The sequence below is a fragment of the Paenarthrobacter sp. 2TAF44 genome, assembly GCF_052114885.1.
Classification (GTDB): Bacteria; Actinomycetota; Actinomycetes; order Actinomycetales; family Micrococcaceae; genus Arthrobacter.
Genome location: NZ_JBFRFP010000027.1, coordinates 12,487 through 32,243, shown reverse-complemented (window position 1 = coordinate 32,243; position 19,757 = coordinate 12,487). Strand labels below are relative to the sequence as shown.

Genomic DNA, 19,757 nt, shown 5'->3' with positions numbered 1-19,757 from the left:
AGCAACAGATTGCCGCAGTACTGCGCTCAACGCAGCAGGAACGTGGGAAAATTGAGCACAATACTCAAAGTAGTGTCGTCAAAGTAAGCCGGAGTGACCATTTGAATACCTTGGACCCCATGGACTTGAAGATCCTGCTGGAACTCATCAAGGACCCCCGCATCCAGATCGCCGAGCTCAGCGATTCCCTCGGCATTGCCCGCAATACCGCGCAGAGCCGCCTTAAACGGCTGCTCCGGTCCGGGGTCCTTCAGGCAGCAGGCCGCGAAGTGGACCTTGAAAAGGTGGGGTACGACGTCGTCGCTTTCATCACCATTGAAGTAACGCACCGCGAACTCGACGGCGTCATCGGCGCCTTGCGGCTGATTCCACAGGTGCTGGAAGTCCACGAAATCTCAGGCCGCGGAGATCTGTGGTGCCGCGTGGTGGCCACGGACACGCACAACCTGCAATCTGCGCTGAGATCCGTCCTTCGTACCAAAGGCGTCATCCGAACAGAAACTGTCCTGGCCCTACACACGCATATCCCCTACCGCACGGAGCCTTTGATGGAAAGGCTGGCCGGTTCCACCAACACGCGGTCAGCATGAGCGTTTGAACGCGGTTCCAGGCGTCTCACCCGATTAGGCTTTTGACCATGGATTGGCTCTCACACATATTGCAGATCAACTGGCTCGCTGTCCTCCTGGCTTTCATTTCAAGCATGGTGATCGGGTTCGTTTGGTACATGCCAGCCGTCCTGGGGCGCCGGTGGATGCAAGCGATCGGCAAAACCGAAGAGGACCTTAAGAACATCGATGGTGGCGCGGGCATCTGGATTCCCATGATGCTTGCCGCGGCGCTCACCAGCATTCTGCTGGCCATCCTGATCAGTGCCCTGGAGCTCAACACTTTCCTTGCCGGCGGACTCTTCGCCTTGATCCTGGCTTTGGTGTTCCGTGCCGGAGGACATGTCATCCACAATGGTTTCGCGGGGCGTCCCTCTGAGGTGACCGTTATTGATGCGGGGCACGACATCCTCGCCATGACCATTGCCGGCGCCATCATCGGTGCCATGCAGTAGCGTTCACTCGTGACCATCATTGATAACGCCGTCTATGTAGAGGGCGTACGCACAGCCACCCCACGTAACCTTGAGCAGACTTTCGAGACTCTCTCGGAGCAAGGTGGCATGGCGTGGATCGGGCTATACAGGCCCACCCGGGACGAGATGGCCGCCGTCGCCCACGAATTCGGCCTTCACGAACTCGCTGTGGAGGACGCTGTTTCAGCGCACCAGCGGCCAAAGCTGGAGCGTTACGACAACAACCTCTTCACGGTCCTGCGGCCCGCCCGCTATCTGGATGCTTCGGAGACGGTGGAGTTTGGCGAGCTGCACATCTTCACTGGTCCCAATTTCGTGGTGACCATCCGCCATGCCGAGACCGGCGGAGTCGCTCGCGTCCGGCACCGTTTGGAGCAGCGCCCAGACCTTTTGCGGCATGGACCCGAAGCGGTGCTGTATGCCCTCCTGGACCAGGTGGTGGACGATTACGCGCCTGTGGTGGCCGGACTTGAGAACGACATCGACGAAATTGAGGACCAGCTCTTCAGCGGCGACACCGCGGTTTCTCGACGGATCTATGAACTTGCCCGTGAAGTCATTCAATTCCAGCGGGCCATCCAGCCTCTTCCGGACATCATGGTCCTGCTGGAGAAGGGCTTCGAAAAGTACGGCGTGGACATCGAACTCCAGCGCTCCCTCCGCGACGTAGAGGACCACGTCCAGCGCGTTATCTCCAGGGTGAACTCCTTCAGGGATCTCCTGCAGAACGCCCTGACCCTTGACGGCACCCTGACAGCCAACCGCCAGAACGAGGCGAGCGCTGCGCAGAACGAGCAGGTCAAGAAGATTTCCTCGTGGGCTGCCATTCTGTTCGCTCCCTCGTTCGTGGCGGGCGTTTATGGCATGAACTTTGACCACATGCCGGAGCTGCACTGGGACTTCGGCTATCCAATGGCCATCGGGCTCATGGTCGGAGCAGCACTGCTCATGTATCTCATTTTCAAGCGGAAAGGCTGGCTGTGACGCCGCTATTCCCGCAACCAGGAAACCGTACCCAACGAGGGCAAGGCAACGGGGAAACCGTCCTGGCGCTCTTGGAGGGCATCTCGCACGACGCCGGACGGTCAGGTTTCCAGCTTGAGTCCAGCCAGCATGAAGCAGCGCAGCGGTTGGCAGCCTTCGGTGCAGCGGTAACGGGCCGTCGTCGTACGCTACAGCAGAGGACGCCACGAAGCATCTACCTTCACGGACCTGTGGGTCGCGGCAAAACGTGGCTGATGGACAGTTTCCACGACAGGCTCCGGGCCCGGAAACGTCGCGTCCACTTTCATGATTTCTTCCGCAGGCTCCACGCCGGAACGCACCGTTCCGTTTCCGCGGATGGAACCGCGATACAGCATTCGGTGGATGCGCTCCTGGCGGACATCGATGTCCTGTTCTTCGACGAATTCCATGTCCATGACGTTGGGGATGGAATGTTTATCGCGCGATTACTGCGATCCGCGGCGCAGCGCAGGATTCCCTTGGTGGTGACGTCCAACTACGCCCCGGACGATTTACTGCCCAATCCCCTGTGGCACGACCATTTTGTGCCCACCATCGAAGCCATCAAAGAGATGATGGAGATTGTGGAGATCAACGGCCCCGCCGATTTCCGGCGGTTTCCTGCAGCAGGTACAGAACCCGGCGACGCGCCCAAGGCCTTCAGCTCTGGCCGGATCATCACGCCGGGCACGCCCAAACAACTAGGGCGGTTGGGGCTCTTCCGTCCATCCGCGTCCCAAAGCCGTGTGCTGACCCCAACAACGCAACCGATCGTGGTCAAGAACGCAGACCCGGACCTGCTCTGGGTGGGGTTTCCGGAATTGTGCGCGGGGCTGACATCCACAGCGGACTTCCTGGCCTTGGCGCACAGTTTCAAGACGTGGGTCATCGACGACGTTCCCTCCCCTGCCGTGGGAGACCCTGCTTCCGCACCCGCATGGCAGCGGTTCAGCAACGCGGTGGATGTGCTTTACGACCAGGACATCACCTTGTTCCTGATCGGCAGGGGACCCCTGGAGTGGGATGCAGAACCCGCCGGCAATGTCCTGCCCGTGGATCTGGCCCGGATAGCCAGCCGCCTGTCCCTGTTGGGCAGGTCCGACCACGACGATGCCCCGGCAATCGAAGAGGCCGCCGGAAGCTGAGCTTCGGGCGGCCTCGGGACCTGTTTTCGGCCTGGGAATTTCGACCTCGGGACGGTGTTGGCCCTTTGGATTTTTTGCCGCTAGATCACGCCACCGGCAGCAGACGGCGCACTTGAATCACGCCCAGCATCGCCAACGCTCTCACGGGCAACGTAATTCTCGATGTCGAAGAGGTTTTCCGCCCGCTCTGTGATGTTTAGAAGCGTGGTCATGGAGGCAACTTCCTCAACCTGTTCCTTCAGGAACCACAGCATGAACTGTTCGCCCAGGGCGTCGCCCTCTGCGCGGGCGGCGCGGAACATCTCCTCAATGTTGCGCGTGACTTCCCTTTCCTGCTCAAGCGCCAAAGCGATGGGTTCCTTGGCGTTGGCGAAGTTGTTGCGAACCGGGGCGATGCCGGGAATCTCGACGGGTACGTTACGGTCCAGCATGTACTGGACCATCATCATGGCGTGGTTCCGCTCCTCGAGGGACTGGCGGTAAAAATGCCGGGCAAGTTGCGGCAAGTCCTGACCGTCAAAATACACGGCTACTGCAATGTATTGCTGGGAGGCCGCGAACTCATTGGCGACCTGAACGGACAACAGCTCATTGAATGTCTTGTTAGCCATGGCACCGATCCTACAGCCGGGCTAAGACAGCCAGGCAGCGACCTGTTAAGCCAGCAGCACAGCGAACCAAACACCGGCAGCGGCAGCCCCGACGCTGACAGCCATGGAACCCAAGCCGTTGACAAGCGCCAGCCCCATCCGCCCGCTCTGCACCAGCCGGATGGTCTCCAGGCTTGCCGTGCTGAAGGTGGTGTAGCCACCCAGGAAACCAGTGCCGAGGATAAGTTGAAGGGATTCGGGGGCCTGCCCTTCCATCACCAGGCCAGCCAGGAACCCGAGGAGCAACGAACCGGAAACATTGATGACGATGGTGGCCCATGGCAGGGCAGCGCGTACGCGTGCCCGCATGAGCCCGTCCACGGTGAATCTAACAGCCGCACCCAGTCCCCCCGCCAGGGCCAACATGAGGACGGTCATGTCGCCCGCCGGTGGTGCCATGCAGCGAGCCAGATTCCGGTTGTGGTTGCCACCGCCCCACCCAGCAGGCTCACACCCAGATAACTTGTACCACCAGTCGTGTCTCCTGCGGTAAACAGGTGAACCGCATCCAATGCGAGCGTGCTGTAGGTGGTGTAGGCACCCAGAAAGCCCGTACCCAAGGCGAGGCGCAGCATCCGGCGACGTCCGACGTCGGGCCCCCTCCTCGCCAGCCCCTCCAGCAAAGCGCCGAGCGCCAAGGCGCCGGAAAGGTTGATGAGGAGGGTGGGCAACGGCCAGGACCCTGGCGCGGGAATCAAGAGTCCGAGGCCGTAGCGGGCGAGCGCCCCCAGGACGCCGCCTACGGCCACCATTCCAATGAACCCCCAGTGAAGATGGACCGGACGCCTGATCTCAGTCATCATCCACCGGTACCCGTGGCTCAACGGGTACAACGAGCACAGGACGGTCTTGGCGGTGGAAGAGCTGCCGGGCAATGGAGCCCGCCGTCAGTTCTTTGATGGCTGAACCGAGCTTGCGGTCCCTGGAGCCCACCACAATCATGGACGCCCCGATATCTTCTGCCTCACGGGCCAACGCCCGTGCCGGCTCCCCTGCCAGGGAAACGATGGACCAGTTCAGATCAGCTTCGGCCAACTGGGTGGCAATTGCTGTCCGTACGGATTCCGGGGCGCTCTCGACATCGTCATCCACGCCGTCGGGATCAATCGGGGCCGACGGACCGCCCGTGGTGCCGTCCACGGGATAGGCCGTCACGTCGACGAACGCGCACACCAGTGGGAGCCCGGCGCTCAGCGCCACCTCAGCGGCGCGCTCGACGACGACGGGCCGCTGCCCGGGCATGACACCTACCAGGATGGGGCCGGCGAGGCCTTTGGGTGCTGGGATCCCGGTCATGGTGAAGTCCTCCTGTCAGACTTTCTTTACGACGCTGGACTTGAGCTGCATGGGGCCGAATCCGTCCACTTTGCAGTCAATATCGTGATCCCCCACCCCGTCGACGAGGCGGATATTCCGCACTTTGGTGCCCACCTTGATGGCCGTGGCGCTGCCCTTGACTTTGAGGTCCTTGACCACCGTGACGGTGTCGCCGTCGCTCAGAATATTGCCCACCGCGTCTTTGATGACGTGCGCCTGCACTTCACTCTCGGCGGTGGGTGACCATTCGTGGGCGCACTCAGGGCAAACGAGCAGCACGCCCATCTGGTAGGTGTATTCACTGGAGCATTCGGGGCACGGAGGCAGGGAGTCGGTCACAGGGTAATTCTAGAGGGCCATCCACTGCCGCCGGCTCTTCAACCACAGCCCGATCGCGTGCCTCCGTCACAACCACATTACGAAGGCGCGCCGCCGAATCTGTTGCCCCATGTCGGATCGACACATAGGCTCAATAATGTGAGTGGCGGGGACGGTGATCCGACAAGCGGTACCGACCAGCGACCCGTGAAGGAAAAACAAGCATGGCTACAGGCACAGTAAAATGGTTCAACGCTGAAAAGGGCTTCGGATTTATTGCCCCGGACGACGGTGGCCCGGATGTATTCGCCCACTATTCCGCAATTACCTCCAGCGGATACCGTTCCTTGGACGAGAACCAGAAGGTCCAGTTCGACATCACCCAAGGCCCCAAGGGACCTCAGGCGGAGAACATCCAACCCCTCTAAACTCCCACAAGAAACCGGCCAGGCACGTTGTGCCTGGCCGGTTTTGTTGTAAACGGAAATCGTGGAGCTAAGGAGATTCGAACTCCTGACCTCTTCGATGCGAACGAAGCGCTCTACCAACTGAGCTATAGCCCCTGGGCACGGCGTCTACGGCCAGGCCAGTGTCCCTAGGCTACAAAGTTTCCCGGCGCTTTTCCAACCACGACACGAACGTTTCAGTGCCATACCTTTGCTCGGGCATGAGGTTGAGTCCTGCGCGCAGGTAGGCGCCCATGGCACCCGGCAGTGGGACTTCCAGAACCTTGCCTCGTGCGCCAGTAATGGCTTTCCACGAAGCCGCCATGTCCTTCATGGCCAGGACCTCGGGGCCGCCAACGGTTCTGACACGGTGCTGCTCTGGAGAAGGCGGTTCCAGCGCAGCTTCGAGCAATGCAGCTGCGGCTTCCCTAGGTGAGATCGTCTGGAACCGCACTCCCTTGAACACCGGAATCAACCGTATCTTTGCACCTGCACTAAAGATCATTTCGACCAGGCTGTGGAATTGCGTGGCTCTGATAACCACCGTTTCCAGTTCGGCCCTCGCGTAGACCCGTTCCTTTGCCGCTTTGGAGACATAGTAGGAATGGGCGCTCTTGTCGCAGTTGATAATCGACAACGCCACAGCCCTGCGAACACCTGCCTGGTGAGCCACGCCAAGAAGACGCTCGCCGCCATCGGCAAATTCCTTTTGGGGTTTCCCGAACCGGCCCTCACGGCAATCAATGACGACGTCGGCACCCGCCAGCGCAGCTGCCAGGCCATCGCCTGTGGTGACGTCGCCAGCAAAGTAGGCGGCGGCGTCGTGATGCTTCGCCGAACCGGGAGGCGGCACGCGGCGACTCAGGACGGATACTGTGTGCCCGGCGTCGAGCGCCTGGCGAACAACTTCACGGCCTGCCTGTCCGGTGCCACCCGCAACACAGAGCGTGGTCATGCCGGGCTAGGCGCGGCGACGCTGCAGGACATCGTCCAGGTTGCTCAAGGCACTCTGCCCCTTGGATGCAGTGCGCACCTGCGCAGCTGCTGCGGCCTCCGCCTGCTCAACACTTTGCTTCAGCACCGGCTTGCCCACAGGCTTGGGAGCGTCAGGAAGATCCAAAGGCTCCGGAGCGGGGCGCGGCGCCTTCGCGGCACCAACGTAGGTGGGCTTGGGAACCTCAACCGGTTCCCAGCTGGCATCCTCGGAACCAGCGGCCGCTTCAGTGGACCTGTCACCGGCGGACTTGTCACCAGCAGACTTGTCTCCGGCCGCTAAGGCAACAGCCAAGGCAGCCTGGCGTAGTTCCACGGCCGAAAGGCGTGCGGCTTCCAGCTTTCCGGCCTCAGCATCGAAAACCGGGGTTTCCTTGGCTTCGACAGGCGCTTCCTTTGGCAAGTACCGTGCCGGGGTTTGGATGGGCACCACTGGTGCAGCCCGCCGCGCACGGCGTTCACGGAGATCCCGGAGGGCGAGTCGCCGCAAAGTCACTACGGCAAGTACCGAACCCACGAACGACACCAACGGCAGCCAGACATTACCGGTGCCGAACAGCCGCAGTACGCCCGAAACAATGGCAGTCAACAATAAGGCCAGACCTGCCAGGGCCAAAGTGAGCCGGGCATAACGAATCGTAAAGGGAGTTGCGGGCGGCTTCCTGGCCGACGACTCAGCCACGCTGGATTCCTGGGGCGACGCCGGTGCTTTGCTGTGCATGGTCTCCATCGGTTTCTCCTGCCGGGGTGCCAAAGTCAGTACCACCCCTGCCTGCGTTTCGTCTGGTTCGTCGTCAAATGCCTCTGCTGAAACAGTGGCCGCCTGGACCTGCTGCCGTCTGTTCCGAAGAACGTAAGGAGCGACCCATACCATCCAAAGCGCGACAGTGATCACAAGTATCACTGAGCTGCTGAGAGGGAAGTCCACATTCAAAACCGTAGAAGCAAATCATCAGGGGCGGCGGCATTGCGGTCGGTGTGTCGTCGGCGAGTCCGCAAATGAATGGAGATACGGCTCAAAAGGGCCTATGACCTGCCTGTTCTTCCTCTGAGCCACGCGTCAAGGAGTCCCTGCGGAACTTCTTCCGAGGTGAGCGCGAAAGAGCGATGATCCGCCCACTCGCCATTGATGTGCAGATACCTCAGCCGGTAGCCCTCGTCCCGGAATCCGAGCTTTTCCACCACCCGGAGACTGGGCGCGTTTTCCGGCCGGATATTGATTTCCATCCTGTGCAGGCCAAGGGTCCGGAAGCAGTGGTCCGTAGCCATCGCAACTGCAGTGGGAGCAATACCGTGTCCGGCGCGTTCCTTATCAACCCAGTAGCCAAGGGTAGCCATCATCGCCGAACCCCACACGATGGATGAGACCGTCAATTGCCCCACAATCTGCGGCTCACGGAACCCCTCGGTCCGCTCCGTGATGAGGAAGGGCAAAGCCGTGGACTGCCGGGCTTGGGCATTCAGGGATGCCACCATTTGACGGTAACTGGGCAGGCGCCCACCCGGCGCAGGATTGGACGCCTCCCAAGGTGCAAGCCATTCACTGTTCCGCGAACGGACTTCAGACCACTCCCGCTTGTCGCGGTAACGGATGGGCCGGAGCACCAAGGCTCCGCTTTCCAGCGTTACCGGCCAGATCGCAGAGCCGTACACCGGTGTTATTTGGGAAGACCGGCAGTGAAGGTGGGCAGCCACTCGCGGAGCTCGGGGCCCAGGTCATCGCGTTCGCATGCCAACTCGATGCAGGCCTTCAGGTAGCTCAACTTGTCACCGGTGTCATAGCGGCGCCCACGGAAGACAACGCCATAAACGCCGTAGCCTTCACCTTCCCCGGCAGCCAGAACCTCAAGGGCATCCGTCAGCTGGATTTCTCCGCCGCGTCCGGGAGCAGTGTTCTCCAGGACGTCGAACACTGCCGGGTGCAGAACGTAGCGACCGATCACCGCGAGGTTGGATGGAGCTTCTTCGGGGGACGGCTTTTCCACCAGCTGCTTGATGCGGACGTAGCCGTCTTCACCGTTTTCCTCGACGTCGGCGCAACCGTAGGCGCTGATCTTCGAAGGCTCAACTTCAATGAGGGCAACAACGGATCCACCGGTTTTTTGCTGGACAGCGATCATTTCGCTGAGCAGGTCCTCGCGGGGATCGATCAGGTCATCGCCCAGCAGAACGGCGAAGGGCTCGTACCCGACGTGCTGCTTTGCGCGCAGGACCGCGTGGCCGAGGCCGTTGGGGTCGCCCTGGCGGACGTAGTGGATGTCGCCCAGGTTGGTGGCGGACTGGATGGCTTCCAGCTTGGCAGTATCGCCCTTCGCTGCCAGCGTTGCTTCCAACGCCGGCACACGGTCAAAGTGATCTTCCAGGGCGCGCTTGCTGCGCCCGGTGATCATCAGGACGTCGTGCAGGCCAACCTTCACCGCTTCTTCGACGACGTACTGGATGGCTGGCTTGTCAACCACGGGCAGCATTTCCTTCGGCATCGCCTTTGTGGCGGGGAGGAACCTGGTACCAAGACCCGCTGCGGGGATGACGGCCTTACGGACAGCATTGTTATCGAGAGTCACCGGACTAATGTAACGGAAGGAATACATCAACGGGTAAACCCTCGCCGTGGCAAGACGCAGAAACAGCCCTTGAACTGGAGCGGATTTGCTGCTTTACGTAGACGACGGTAGCCCGCGCGAATCTCATGATCGGACAAAAATGGCATCGAAGGAAGACATCCGCAGCAGCCGACGCCTCTACAGGCGTGGCCTCACCACCGAGCAACTAGCCCAAGCCGGCGAATCAATTGCCCGGCACGGCTTGGCCTGGGCCGAGAAAATCTCGGCCGGATCCCCCAGGACCTTCGCGATCTACGTCGGCGTCTCCCACGAACCCCCAACCATGCCCCTGATCGCAGGCCTCCACAACGCCGGCCACCAGGTGCTGCTTCCCGTCTGCGAAGCTGGCCGCCAGTTGAGCTGGGTCTACTGGACGCCGGAGACAGCTTTCGTCCGGTCCGACTACGCACCCATCGACGAACCCGAAGGCGAGCGTTTGGACAGTGCTGTTGTGAGCGCTGTTGCGGGCATCTTCATGCCGGCCACCGCTGTGGACCGGGATGGCAACCGCATCGGACAGGGCGGCGGCTACTACGACCGCCTCCTCCAACGGCTGGACAGTTCCGGTGGGCGGCCGCCCACCATTGCAGTGGTGTACGACGACGATGTATTGCCTTCCGGAGCTATCCCCGCCGAGCCTTTTGACCGTCCCGTGCCGGATGCATTGACGCCCTCGGGAATCATCACGCTTGGCGCCGGAGAGTGACCTCGTTGACGCTACGTGAAGCCGTGCACCTACGTGGAGTTGGCAGATAGCGAATGAGCGGGATGCTGATGATAGAATTGGCACTCAGGCCCTGCGACTGCTAATGCGGAGATTCTCCGCCACGGCTCCACAGGACCTGAACCTTGTCCTGAAGGAGGAACTCAGTGCCCACATACGCATACGCCTGCAAAGACTGTGACCATGCCTTTGACATCGTCCAGTCCTTCTCTGACAGCTCCCTGACGGAGTGCCCTGAATGCCAGGGCGCGCTCCGCAAGAAGTTCAACAGCGTCGGCGTTGTCTTCAAGGGCTCGGGCTTCTACCGCACGGATTCGCGCGATGCCAAGGGCAGCACCGTCTCCGCTGCGCCCTCCTCCCCGGCGACTCCGACCCCGGCTGCCACGCCTGCACCAGCGGCTGCGGCCGCAGCAAGCTAGCAGCACTTTTCCACACCAGCACTTTTCCACATAGGGCACCCGGGCGCTGTTGGGCGGCCGAGCCCGGTGGCTAACGTGGCCTCATGCCACTAAAGTCCACCACTTCGCCACTCCCCCGCCGCGAACATTCAACTGCCCCTGCCCGGGGCCGTGGTCGCTCCCGAAACCAGCCAACCAGCACGGCTGGCTCGTTCCTCCCGCGGAAGCAGGGGCCACATCGCCAAGTGAGGCTGGGCCTCAGGCAGAGCCTGAACTTCTGGGTCTCCCGGAATCGTCGGCTGACAGTTGCACTGTTGCTCTGCCTGGCCACGGGCATTACAGTCCAACAGCTAACCCCTGCCTCTGAGCAGCGCGTCAGCATTCTCGTCGCTGCCCATGATCTTGCCGCAGGCACCAGCCTCACAGTGGCCGACTTCACCACTGTTGGGGTGCCGCCCGACCTCGCGATTTCCGGAGCCCTGGAGGATCACGTTTCGCTGGTGGGGCGCCAGCTTGCCTCGCCCTTGACCAAAGGGCAGATTCCCACTGAATCCAATCTTCTGGGGCCGGGTCTTCTCACTGGTGCACCTGTAGGTTCAGCTGCGGTCCCTCTTCGCATGGCTGACCCTTCATCCATCCAGCTTCTGTCCCCGGGACAGCTGGTGAATGTAGTACTCACTGCTGCAGGATCATACGACGAGTCCCGGCAAACCGAAGTCCTGGCCGCCTCCGTCCCTGTTCTTTGGACGTCTGCCCAAGGGGGTAAACCTGGCCAATGGCTTGGCACCAGCGACACCGACGGCTTGATGGTGGTAGCTGCAGATCCCCGGCAAGCAGAAAAGCTTGCCGGCGCATCCACGCAAGGCAAGCTTTTCTTCGTTTTGGTCAATCCCTAGGTTTTGGTCAATCGCTGGGGTTTTGGTCAATGCCCAGGTTTCGCCAATCCCTGATGCAGGGCTTGGATTCGGTGATCTCATCAGCCCCAATGTGGGGGCTTCTGCTCCTTCAACCACTGCTCATGGTCATAGTTGCCTTCGTCGCCCCAACGCCGGGGATCGTCTTCAGCGGCCTTGGTAGGCAAGATTCCACCGGAAGCTTGCTTCGTCGCTGGCGTCTTTGACTCTGTCTGCTCTTCAGCGTTTTCGGCGCCTACAGCTGCGGTCTGTTCGTCAGAGCCGCTTTCGTTGCCGGTTCCCTGTTCATTCACTGGTACTTCAGTCCCATCCTCTGGATCACTGGGGGTTGGATTGCTGGCTTCTGCGTTGCTTGGTTCGCCATCCGCCCCCCTGCGCCTGTTCACATCTGTCTGTCCGGGCTGCTGGGATTCCAGCGATGCCTGGGGACTTCCCGGGCTTTGCCGATGCGAAGCCCGGGTTGCGGAGGAACTGCTGTACGAGGAGCTGTTGTACGTGGAGATCCCATATGAGGAGCTGGAATACGAGGAACCTGCATACGAGGAGCCAGCATTATCCAGATTCAATTGTTCAACATCCATGTCCAGGAAGCCATGCTCCGCTGGCGGGGCGGCCTGGGGAACATGGTTCTCAAGTCCCAAATAGGACCCGATTCGATCTGCGCAGGACGAAGGATCCGTGAACACTTCGATGGTCCACAGGGACATGTAACGCCAGCCCATGCGTTCCAGCAGCTGGGGCCTCAGACGGCTGCGTTCACGGACACTCATGCGTCGGTAACGCTCCGTGCCATCGGACTCGATTGCCACCGGCGTGGGAATCTCGGCGCCTTCCCGTCCAATGGTGTGGACGGGATCGGCAGCGGCGGCAATGTCCAGGACACCGTCGTAAAGGTGCCACACCCGGGCACCCCTCGCCCGCAACCTCTCGCCGAGATCGGCAACCAGAGGGTCCTCCCCCAAAGCCTGTTCGCTGGCAACGGCGCGCGAGGCAGGAGTTCCAAGGTTGCTGTTCCCGGACAGTTCCCGGTCCAGCAGTTCGTAAAAGTCCACAGCTCCGTGCGCCAAGCGGTCCAGATCCAGATCTTCCGGGCGGAAGCAGCTCAGGACGTGCATAGAACGGCGGGCACGGGTCATTGCCAACGCAAAGCGGTTTCGTCCGCCCTCGGTGGACAGGGGTCCGAACGAGTGCAAGGCGCGGCCGTGGGGTGTCCGTCCATAGCCCAGGGAGAAAATGACATGGTCGCGCACCAGGCCTTGGGCGCGCTCGAGGTCCACAACGCGGAAAGACTCGGGGCCGGCGCCGAAGAAGGCGGACAACAAGGGGTGGTTGGGCAACTGAAGCCGGATAGCCTCGCCGATCCGCGCAGCGTGGCGCAGGCTGGCCGTGACCACCGCCAAGGACGTGCGGGGCCGGAGTCTGGCATGCTCGAAAACAAGATCCACCACGCGGTTGACCTCCGCCGTAACGGACTCAACGCCCTCATGGTCCGCGCCGGGGAGGCCGGTTCCATCGGGGATGTACTCCACCAGGATCGAACGATCCAGGCCAGTCACCGAATTGCCATCAGGCAAACGCCGGAGGCCGCCGTCGTAGTAGTTCTTGCTCAACTGCAGGATCAGGTCCTCATCGACCGCCCGGTAAACCCAGTTCAGCTGCCATGTGGGCAGGACGCGTGCCAGGGCCTTGAACGCACTGTCCACGGCCTCATGGCTGGCCACTCCCGCCACTGGGGGTTCGACGGCAACGCTGAAGGTGCGGGCGTTCGCGACCTTCGCATCCCCGAAGGCTATGACTTGCCGGGCCCGTGCAATCGCCGGGAGGACGGCCTGAAGTGAGGTCGATTCGGCGTCGATGATGATCACGGCGTCAAACTTCTGCTCCGCCGGAAGAACTCCCGTCAACAGGTACGGGCTCACCGACCACACCGGAACAAGCAGGGGCACGAGGTCAGGGGCCTGCGCACTCAAAGCGGGGAGCGTCACCCGACCATCCTTCAGCAGGGCACGCAGCAACTCGGCTTGCCGGGGGTGCTCCACTATCCCTTGGCCCCACTTCCGGGCCAACTGCCACCGCAAACGCGCAGCACCACTGGCAATGTGGGCTTGGTCCGCGAGGCGGTACTCAGCTTCAAGACGGCGGAGGGAGTCGCCGTCGGACATGGCGAGGTAATCATCACCACTGATCATTGCTTCCAAGGCAGACTGCCACCAGGCAAGGTCCAGCTCGGCTGCCACCGAAGCGGCCGGAACTTCACGGGCGGCAAGGTCAGCGAGCAGCTCGCCGAGTCCGTGCTCGCGCATCTCCTCAATCAGGAGTGTGCGCTCCGGAAGTGTTTCAAGCGTGGCTGTATCTGCTACCAGCCGTTCGAGCCGCTCCATCAGTTCCAGATAAGGAGTCTGGTGCAGCGAACCACCGGCCGAAGTGTGCTTGAGTGCCTCACCCAGACGGCGAAGCTCGCCATCGAGTTCGCGGTACAAGGACCCGAGGTCGGCGAGCCCCGACGGCACGGCCGGGTGACGTTGGGTGGTTGCATAGCCCGCCCACAGGGCACGCTGCTCCTGGACCAGGACCAGGGAGCTGTGCAGGTCCGCGATGTGAACGCCAGGCCGCACATACTCCTTCGCAACCCGCCGCAGCCTCGAACGCTGCATGGAGGGCATCTCCAGGTTCCGCTCCCGCCTCCACGCCGAGCTTGCAGTTGCAGAGATGAGGTCGTGCACCGGGCGATCAAAAATATCCGGAGTGAACTTGTCCAGGCTTTCGCGCACGGCAATCAGCAATTCAAGCTGTGCGCCCCACTCCGTGAAGGTGTCCGCCAAACGGATCTCGGCGTGATCCGAAACCTGCTTCATGCGTTCGCGCAGGACGGGAAGTTTCTCCTCGGCGATGCGGGCAAGCTGCTGGGCCTCTTCGGTCTCCTTGCGGGTTACGAGCCGGGCACCGTACCAAGGGCTGGAGGTGGAAGCCCGGCTGAAGCTTCCCAGCTCGGCAGCACGACGCAGGCGCCCAGCCAGTTCTTCACGGTCCTTGATGTTGTCCAGCACACTGCGCTTCAGGCGCACCGTGGTGGACGGCGCCGGGTGGATGGACGTCAGCTCGGCCAACGATTGCATAGCCTGGTACGGCGAGCATCCCCAACGTTCGCGGACATTGTGGAGCGAGGCAACATGGTCCCTCAGGGCATGCCGGTGTCCGATCAGCGTCTGATGGAGGTTCCCGAGTTGGGGTTCCAGCGCCTTTTCATTGCGCATGATGGCACGGACCAACTGGCCCTTTAGCTGCTGCGGTGTGGTGCCGTTGCCCGGACGGAACAACATCGAATCCAGGCCCAGCGATTCCAGGTGCGCAGAGAGTCCCGCCAGGCTGGACTGCCGGTCTCCCACCACGAGGACGGATCTGCCTTCGCTGACCAAGGCGCCAATCGCATTGATTGCCGTCTGGGTCTGGCCGCTGCCCGGTGGGGTGCTGACAACAAGCGAATCTCCGGCGCGAACAGCGTCCACAACATACTGCTGGTCCGTGTCAGCGTCGAGCAAGAGGAGTTCGTCTGCCGGGTCGCGTTCATCAAGGCTGGGGAACCGCCCTGCTTTGATGGGTTCGGGCTCAATCTCGCCACCATTGGCAGCAGTTGCCAGCGCAGCCACGGTGGGGTTGTTCATGTTGATCCACGGATCATCCAGGTTTCCCGAAAGATCAGCCAAAGTGGTCACGAGCAAGTTGAATTCAACCTCGGCGCCGTGAATGGGCTGAACCAGGGTAGCCAGGCGATCCAGGACCGGTTGGGGGTCAAGCCGGGCCGTGTTGTAGGCCATGCGGGCTACTGCATTGACGTCGAACACGATGCCGTGGACGGTCTTCAGGTGACGTACCAAAGCCGGGTTCATGCGTGCTTGCTCGGTGAGCTGCAACTCGAAATCGTCCTCGCCCGGGCGAACGGTCAGGATAATGGAGGTCAGCATGACAGGGGCGGAAACCCGCTGGGGTTTGCCGCCTACGGCTGAAGTCCACACCACCGTGCCGGCGGAGAGGTATCCGGCCTCGATACCGCGATCATTGCTGAGCTCAAATATTTTGGAGCGAATGTTGCGTGCGGCCCGTGCCGCCACCAGATATTGCTGCCGGTCGCGGATAAGCGTGGACAACCTCGTTCTACGCCCAGCCAGCAGCTGCGCGAGGCCCGACGGATGTGCGTTGCTGAGATCGATGGCGCCTTCGGGCGTCTTCACGAAACGCAGCATCGTGTCCGCCCCTGTAACGGGCTTAAGTCCGGACAGCCATTTGCGGAGCTCTTCGGAGCCCTCTTCCTGGCCTTGACCTAATGACACAACTGCTGCCTTCTTTTCTGTACTAGCTTTAGACGCCTTGGACCATACCGGCATACTTTCGAGGGTAGCGGGAATAGTCCTTCAGCCCGCTCCGCAACACTGTGGCAATGCGAAATTCGCCGTCATTTCACAGCTGAAAGAACAGTGGCCGGCCTCCCAGGGGRGGCCGGCCACTCAAAATGCTATTCCCACTCGATGGTTCCCGGCGGCTTGCTGGTGACGTCCAGCACCACGCGGTTAACTCCATCCACTTCGTTGGTAATGCGGTTGGAGATGCGCGCCAGGAGGTCATACGGCAAACGCGACCAGTCGGCCGTCATTGCGTCCTCGGACGATACCGGACGGAGAACGATCGGGTGGCCGTAGGTACGGCCATCGCCCTGGACGCCGACACTGCGCACATCAGCCAACAGAACCACCGGCATCTGCCATACATCGTTGTCCAAACCGGCAGCAGTCAGCTCGGCACGGGCAATGGCGTCAGCCTTACGGAGCAGGTCGAGACGCTCCTTGGTGACTTCACCGACGATCCGGATACCGAGGCCGGGGCCGGGGAACGGTTGGCGGCCGACGATTTCCTGAGGCAGGCCAAGCTGGGCACCGACCGCGCGGACTTCGTCCTTGAACAGGGCGCGCAGAGGCTCGACGAGCTCGAACTGCAGGTCCTCAGGAAGCCCACCCACGTTGTGGTGGCTCTTGATGTTCGCAGCGCCCTCGCCGCCGCCGGACTCGACGACGTCCGGGTACAGCGTGCCCTGGACTAGGAACTTGATCTTCTCACCCTCGGCAGCCGCCTGGGCGATGATGGCCCGCTCCGCTTCCTCGAAGGCGCGAATGAATTCACGGCCAATAATCTTGCGCTTGGTCTCGGGATCGCTGACTCCGGCCAACGCAGACTGGAAGCGCTCTTGCTCGTTGGCAACATACAGATTTACGCCTGTAGCTGCCACGAAGTCGCGTTCAACCTGTTCTGCTTCGCCTTCGCGAAGGAGGCCGTGATCCACGAAGACACAGGTCAACTGGTCTCCAACGGCCCTCTGAACCAGGGCTGCGGCAACGGCCGAATCCACACCGCCGGAAAGACCGCAGATGACCTTGGAGTCGCCGATCTGCTGGCGGATGCGATCCACCTGCTCTTCGAGGATATTGCCCGTGGTCCAGTTAGGGCTCAGGCCCGCGCCCTTGAACAGGAAGTTCTCCAGGACGTGCTGGCCGTGTACGGAGTGCTTGACCTCCGGATGCCACTGCACACCGTAGAGGCGCTTTTCCTCGTTGGCGAAGGCGGCTACCGGTGCGCCGGCCGTGGTGGCCAGCACTTCGAAACCCTCGGGAGCTTCCTGGACGGAATCGCCGTGGCTCATCCAGGTGTTCTGTGAGGAGGGCACGCCATCAAGAATCGAGCGGGCATCGCCAACCACCAGTGCTTCGGTGGCGCCGTACTCCCGGAGGCCCGTCTCGGCCACCTTGCCGCCCAGTGCGTTGGCCATGGCCTGGAAGCCGTAGCAGATACCAAAAACGGGCACCCCGGCTTCAAAAAGGTCCGCTCCAACGCGCGGAGCACCTTCTGCGTAGACGCTGGAAGGTCCGCCGGAAAGGATGATGGCTGCCGGGTTTTTGGCCAGAAGCTGCTCGGTGGTGAAGGTATGCGGAACAATTTCCGAATACACATTCGCTTCGCGGACGCGGCGGGCAATCAGCTGCGCGTACTGGGCACCGTAGTCAACAACCAGCACCGGCTTCTGGGAAGTCTGGGGTGCGGTGGGAGTAGTCACCAACCAAGACTACTTTGCCGGGTCGCCCCGGTGCACGTTGGCAGCGGCCCGAAGAGGTCAATTACGCGGTGGTGGTTAGGTATCTCACACCCTAACGCCTCTTGGGCTGGCCCTGACGCCGCTAGTAGCGCTGTGAGGCCTGCGGGTTGGCTGCCAGTTCGGCCTCAACCTGAGCGTGGAACTTCTTCTCGACGATGAACGACATCAGGGGTACGACACCACCCAAGGCCAGCAAGACCAGCTTGGAGAAGGGCCAGCGCATGAGCGACCACAACCGGAAGTTGGACACCAGATACACCACGTACATCCAGCCATGGACGATCAATACAGTGGTGGAGATGTTGAAGCCACCGATCACGCCCTTGGGCTCAGACTCAGCGAATCCGAAGCCAAACGGCTTACCGGTCACGGCGTCCGTGCCACCGGCAAAGAGCGATACGCCGAAGCCATAACGGGCAATCAGCTCCGCGCAGAGCAGCAGGAGCATGGCACCGGTCAGGTAGGCCATGACTTTGTAGAACTTCAGCGCCGAACGGATCTGGGCTTCCGTTCCACCAAACTTGCGCTTCTTCGGCTTGGGTCCGGACTGCTCGGGCTGGATGGCCGGCTTGGGCTCAATCATTACTGCACCTTTTGTTCTGGCCCAGGTTGCTGGGGTTCAGGGCTTGTTGGTTCGTTGGGGTGGTGATTATCTTCGTCGAACTCGTCGTCTTCGAGCTCGCGACGGTAGTCGTCAGCCACCATCCGCCACCAGATGTACAGGGCGAATCCTGCGAAGACCACCCACTCAACGGAATAGAAGAGGTTCAGCCAGTTGATCTGTTGTTCCGGCGGCTGCGCAGGGATGTTGAGGGGCTTTACCGCGTCATTAACGACGACGGGAACACCTCCGGCTAGTTCTGATGTTGCGGCAACGAAGCCTTGGTAGCTGGAGACGTCCCAGACGTTGATGAGTTCGGCAACGGCCACCGCAGACGCCCGGCCTGGACCGGCGTCGACGTTTGGCAGCGGCGCTTCAGAGGGCAGCAGGCGGCCGGTCAGCGTGATAGTGCCCGACGGCGGCGGAACGGCTTGGGCGGCGTCGGCCACCCAGCCCCGGGCTACTGGAATCCAGGTCATGGGCGAGGCCGCGACACCGCTCAGCTTCGGAGCATTGTCCACAGCGAACGCCGAGACAATCCAGAATCCCTTCTGGCCGTTGTACAGGCGGCCCTCCACGAGGACCTGCTTGGCGGGATCGTAGGAGCCGGTGGCCGTGACCATCTGGTCGGAGACAGAACCGGGGAAGAACTGCCCCGGCTGCAGGACGTCCACCAGCGGCTTGACCTCTTCAATGCCGGGCGATACGGGAGCTTCGTGCTGGGTGGACCGGCTGAGCTGCCACTGGCTGAGCAGCACAAAAACCGCGGACAAGAGAAGCGCAAAGACGAGTCCTGCGATCCAGCGGGGTTTCAGCGCGGTTTTCAACACCCCTTAACCGTACTTCGTCCCGCTGTAGAACAACGAAACGAACGGTAGAACCTTAGCCCTGGAACGGGTCCGTGGCGGCCATCTCAATAATCGAATCTCAGTGGTCGAAGAACACCAGGCTGGAGTTGATGAGTTCGGAAATGACCTCGGTATCGTGCGCCCGGCGCAGGGACTCCCGGAATGACTCCTTGGAGAGCGAACGCGCCAACGTAGCAAGGACTTCCAAATGATCCGAGAAGGAGCTGGCAGGGGTGGCAATGAGCAGGATCAGCGTGGCGGGACCATCAGTGGCACCAAAATCCAGGGCATGGCCGAACTTCGTGACGCCCACTGCAATGGAAATCCGGTCTACGAATTCACTGCGCGCATGCGGCAGTCCAATGCCACCGGGAAGCCCGGTGGCCAGCTGGTGTTCCCGGGAATGGACCTGCTCCAGGAAGCCCTGGAGGTTCGAGATCCGGCCAGCCGCGTGAAGCCGTTCCGCAAGTTGTGCCGCAGCGTCGATTTTGTCCTCGGCAACGAGCTCCAGGATGACGGTGTCTGGCGTCGTCAGTTCCGCGTCATACCGGTCAAGTGGTTCAGCCAAGTCG

Annotated in this window: 22 protein-coding genes and 1 tRNA gene; 8 read left to right on the top strand and 15 right to left on the bottom strand. The window is 61.6% G+C overall.

From position 1 onward, the window contains the following. Positions 1–119: 119 nt before the first annotated feature. Genes AB4Z15_RS20995 through zapE form a run of 4 tightly spaced genes read left to right on the top strand, consistent with a single transcriptional unit; the run spans position 120 to position 3,234 of the window. Positions 120–590: an Lrp/AsnC family transcriptional regulator gene (locus tag AB4Z15_RS20995; protein WP_396133431.1), complete on the top strand. Its 471-nt coding sequence runs from the start codon at positions 120–122 to the stop codon at positions 588–590. 47 nt (positions 591–637) lie between these two features. Then, on the top strand, positions 638–1,063 hold the full coding sequence (locus AB4Z15_RS20990) for a DUF1761 domain-containing protein (protein WP_431115863.1): 426 nt from the start codon (positions 638–640) through the stop codon (positions 1,061–1,063). A 9-nt stretch (positions 1,064–1,072) separates the two neighbouring features. Then, a complete protein-coding gene (gene corA, locus AB4Z15_RS20985) occupies positions 1,073–2,068 on the top strand; it encodes a magnesium/cobalt transporter CorA (protein ID WP_442018795.1) in 996 nt (331 codons plus the stop codon). Beyond that, on the top strand, positions 2,065–3,234 hold the full coding sequence (gene zapE / locus AB4Z15_RS20980; RefSeq protein WP_442018794.1) for a cell division protein ZapE: 1,170 nt from the start codon (positions 2,065–2,067) through the stop codon (positions 3,232–3,234). Before corA ends, zapE begins: the two co-directional genes overlap by 4 nt. A gap of 80 nt (positions 3,235–3,314) precedes the next feature. On the opposite strand, the gene AB4Z15_RS20975 is transcribed toward zapE, so the two are convergent. Genes AB4Z15_RS20975 through AB4Z15_RS20955 form a run of 5 tightly spaced genes read right to left on the bottom strand, consistent with a single transcriptional unit; the run spans position 3,315 to position 5,540 of the window. Further along, positions 3,315–3,845, bottom strand: coding sequence for a ferritin (locus tag AB4Z15_RS20975; RefSeq protein ID WP_442018793.1), 531 nt, complete (start codon positions 3,843–3,845; stop codon positions 3,315–3,317). 45 nt (positions 3,846–3,890) lie between these two features. Continuing rightward, on the bottom strand, positions 3,891–4,262 hold the full coding sequence (gene crcB / locus AB4Z15_RS20970; RefSeq protein ID WP_442018826.1) for a fluoride efflux transporter CrcB: 372 nt from the start codon (positions 4,260–4,262) through the stop codon (positions 3,891–3,893). Next, positions 4,259–4,687: a fluoride efflux transporter FluC gene (locus AB4Z15_RS20965; protein WP_442018792.1), complete on the bottom strand. Its 429-nt coding sequence runs from the start codon at positions 4,685–4,687 to the stop codon at positions 4,259–4,261. Before AB4Z15_RS20965 ends, crcB begins: the two co-directional genes overlap by 4 nt. Next, positions 4,677–5,180, bottom strand: a complete 504-nt coding sequence (locus AB4Z15_RS20960; RefSeq protein WP_442018791.1) for a universal stress protein — start codon at positions 5,178–5,180, stop codon at positions 4,677–4,679. Before AB4Z15_RS20960 ends, AB4Z15_RS20965 begins: the two co-directional genes overlap by 11 nt. 15 nt (positions 5,181–5,195) lie before the next feature. Beyond that, the gene (locus AB4Z15_RS20955) at positions 5,196–5,540 is read right to left on the bottom strand and encodes a zinc ribbon domain-containing protein YjdM (protein ID WP_442018790.1); all 345 of its coding nucleotides are present in this window, start codon (positions 5,538–5,540) and stop codon (positions 5,196–5,198) included. Between the two features lie 203 nt (positions 5,541–5,743). Here AB4Z15_RS20955 and AB4Z15_RS20950 point away from each other — a divergent pair, with 203 nt between their 5' ends. Next, positions 5,744–5,947 carry a cold-shock protein gene (locus AB4Z15_RS20950; protein WP_144648155.1) on the top strand — a complete coding sequence of 68 codons (204 nt, stop codon included), beginning with the start codon at positions 5,744–5,746 and terminating at the stop codon, positions 5,945–5,947. Positions 5,948–6,009: 62 nt separating this feature from the next. Here AB4Z15_RS20950 and AB4Z15_RS20945 read toward each other — a convergent pair. The 5 genes from AB4Z15_RS20945 to galU all read right to left on the bottom strand — a co-directional run bounded on the left by AB4Z15_RS20945 (position 6,010) and on the right by galU (position 9,549). Next, positions 6,010–6,082, bottom strand: a tRNA-Ala gene (locus tag AB4Z15_RS20945). A gap of 37 nt (positions 6,083–6,119) precedes the next feature. Beyond that, positions 6,120–6,920: an SDR family oxidoreductase gene (locus tag AB4Z15_RS20940; RefSeq protein ID WP_442018789.1), complete on the bottom strand. Its 801-nt coding sequence runs from the start codon at positions 6,918–6,920 to the stop codon at positions 6,120–6,122. 6 nt (positions 6,921–6,926) lie between these two features. Then, positions 6,927–7,853 (bottom strand): hypothetical protein, encoded by a 927-nt coding sequence (locus AB4Z15_RS20935; RefSeq protein WP_442018825.1) that lies wholly within the window; start codon positions 7,851–7,853, stop codon positions 6,927–6,929. Between the two features lie 131 nt (positions 7,854–7,984). Next, positions 7,985–8,611 carry a GNAT family N-acetyltransferase gene (locus tag AB4Z15_RS20930; protein ID WP_442018788.1) on the bottom strand — a complete coding sequence of 209 codons (627 nt, stop codon included), beginning with the start codon at positions 8,609–8,611 and terminating at the stop codon, positions 7,985–7,987. 5 nt (positions 8,612–8,616) lie between these two features. Then, the gene (gene galU / locus AB4Z15_RS20925) at positions 8,617–9,549 is read right to left on the bottom strand and encodes a UTP--glucose-1-phosphate uridylyltransferase GalU (RefSeq protein WP_442004119.1); all 933 of its coding nucleotides are present in this window, start codon (positions 9,547–9,549) and stop codon (positions 8,617–8,619) included. A gap of 112 nt (positions 9,550–9,661) precedes the next feature. On the opposite strand from galU, the gene AB4Z15_RS20920 reads away from it, so the two are divergent. The 3 genes from AB4Z15_RS20920 (at position 9,662) to cpaB (ending at position 11,579) form a co-directional block, all read left to right on the top strand. Further along, positions 9,662–10,267: a 5-formyltetrahydrofolate cyclo-ligase gene (locus AB4Z15_RS20920; protein WP_442018787.1), complete on the top strand. Its 606-nt coding sequence runs from the start codon at positions 9,662–9,664 to the stop codon at positions 10,265–10,267. 164 nt (positions 10,268–10,431) lie between these two features. Next, positions 10,432–10,704: an FmdB family zinc ribbon protein gene (locus AB4Z15_RS20915; RefSeq protein WP_442018786.1), complete on the top strand. Its 273-nt coding sequence runs from the start codon at positions 10,432–10,434 to the stop codon at positions 10,702–10,704. A gap of 83 nt (positions 10,705–10,787) precedes the next feature. Then, on the top strand, positions 10,788–11,579 hold the full coding sequence (cpaB, locus tag AB4Z15_RS20910) for a Flp pilus assembly protein CpaB (protein ID WP_442018785.1): 792 nt from the start codon (positions 10,788–10,790) through the stop codon (positions 11,577–11,579). Positions 11,580–11,659: 80 nt separating this feature from the next. Here cpaB and AB4Z15_RS20905 read toward each other — a convergent pair whose 3' ends face one another. From AB4Z15_RS20905 to AB4Z15_RS20885, 5 genes are all read right to left on the bottom strand, one after another. Beyond that, positions 11,660–15,979, bottom strand: coding sequence for an AAA family ATPase (locus AB4Z15_RS20905; protein ID WP_442018784.1), 4,320 nt, complete (start codon positions 15,977–15,979; stop codon positions 11,660–11,662). Between the two features lie 128 nt (positions 15,980–16,107). Continuing rightward, positions 16,108–17,697 (bottom strand): glutamine-hydrolyzing GMP synthase, encoded by a 1,590-nt coding sequence (guaA, locus tag AB4Z15_RS20900; RefSeq protein ID WP_442018783.1) that lies wholly within the window; start codon positions 17,695–17,697, stop codon positions 16,108–16,110. A gap of 121 nt (positions 17,698–17,818) precedes the next feature. Continuing rightward, a complete protein-coding gene (locus AB4Z15_RS20895) occupies positions 17,819–18,319 on the bottom strand; it encodes a DUF3817 domain-containing protein (RefSeq protein ID WP_442018782.1) in 501 nt (166 codons plus the stop codon). After that, on the bottom strand, positions 18,319–19,167 hold the full coding sequence (locus tag AB4Z15_RS20890) for an SURF1 family protein (protein ID WP_442018781.1): 849 nt from the start codon (positions 19,165–19,167) through the stop codon (positions 18,319–18,321). The genes AB4Z15_RS20895 and AB4Z15_RS20890 overlap by 1 nt, the downstream gene beginning before the upstream one ends. A gap of 97 nt (positions 19,168–19,264) precedes the next feature. Further along, a complete protein-coding gene (locus AB4Z15_RS20885) occupies positions 19,265–19,753 on the bottom strand; it encodes a PTS sugar transporter subunit IIA (protein ID WP_216925144.1) in 489 nt (162 codons plus the stop codon). Positions 19,754–19,757: the final 4 nt, after the last annotated feature.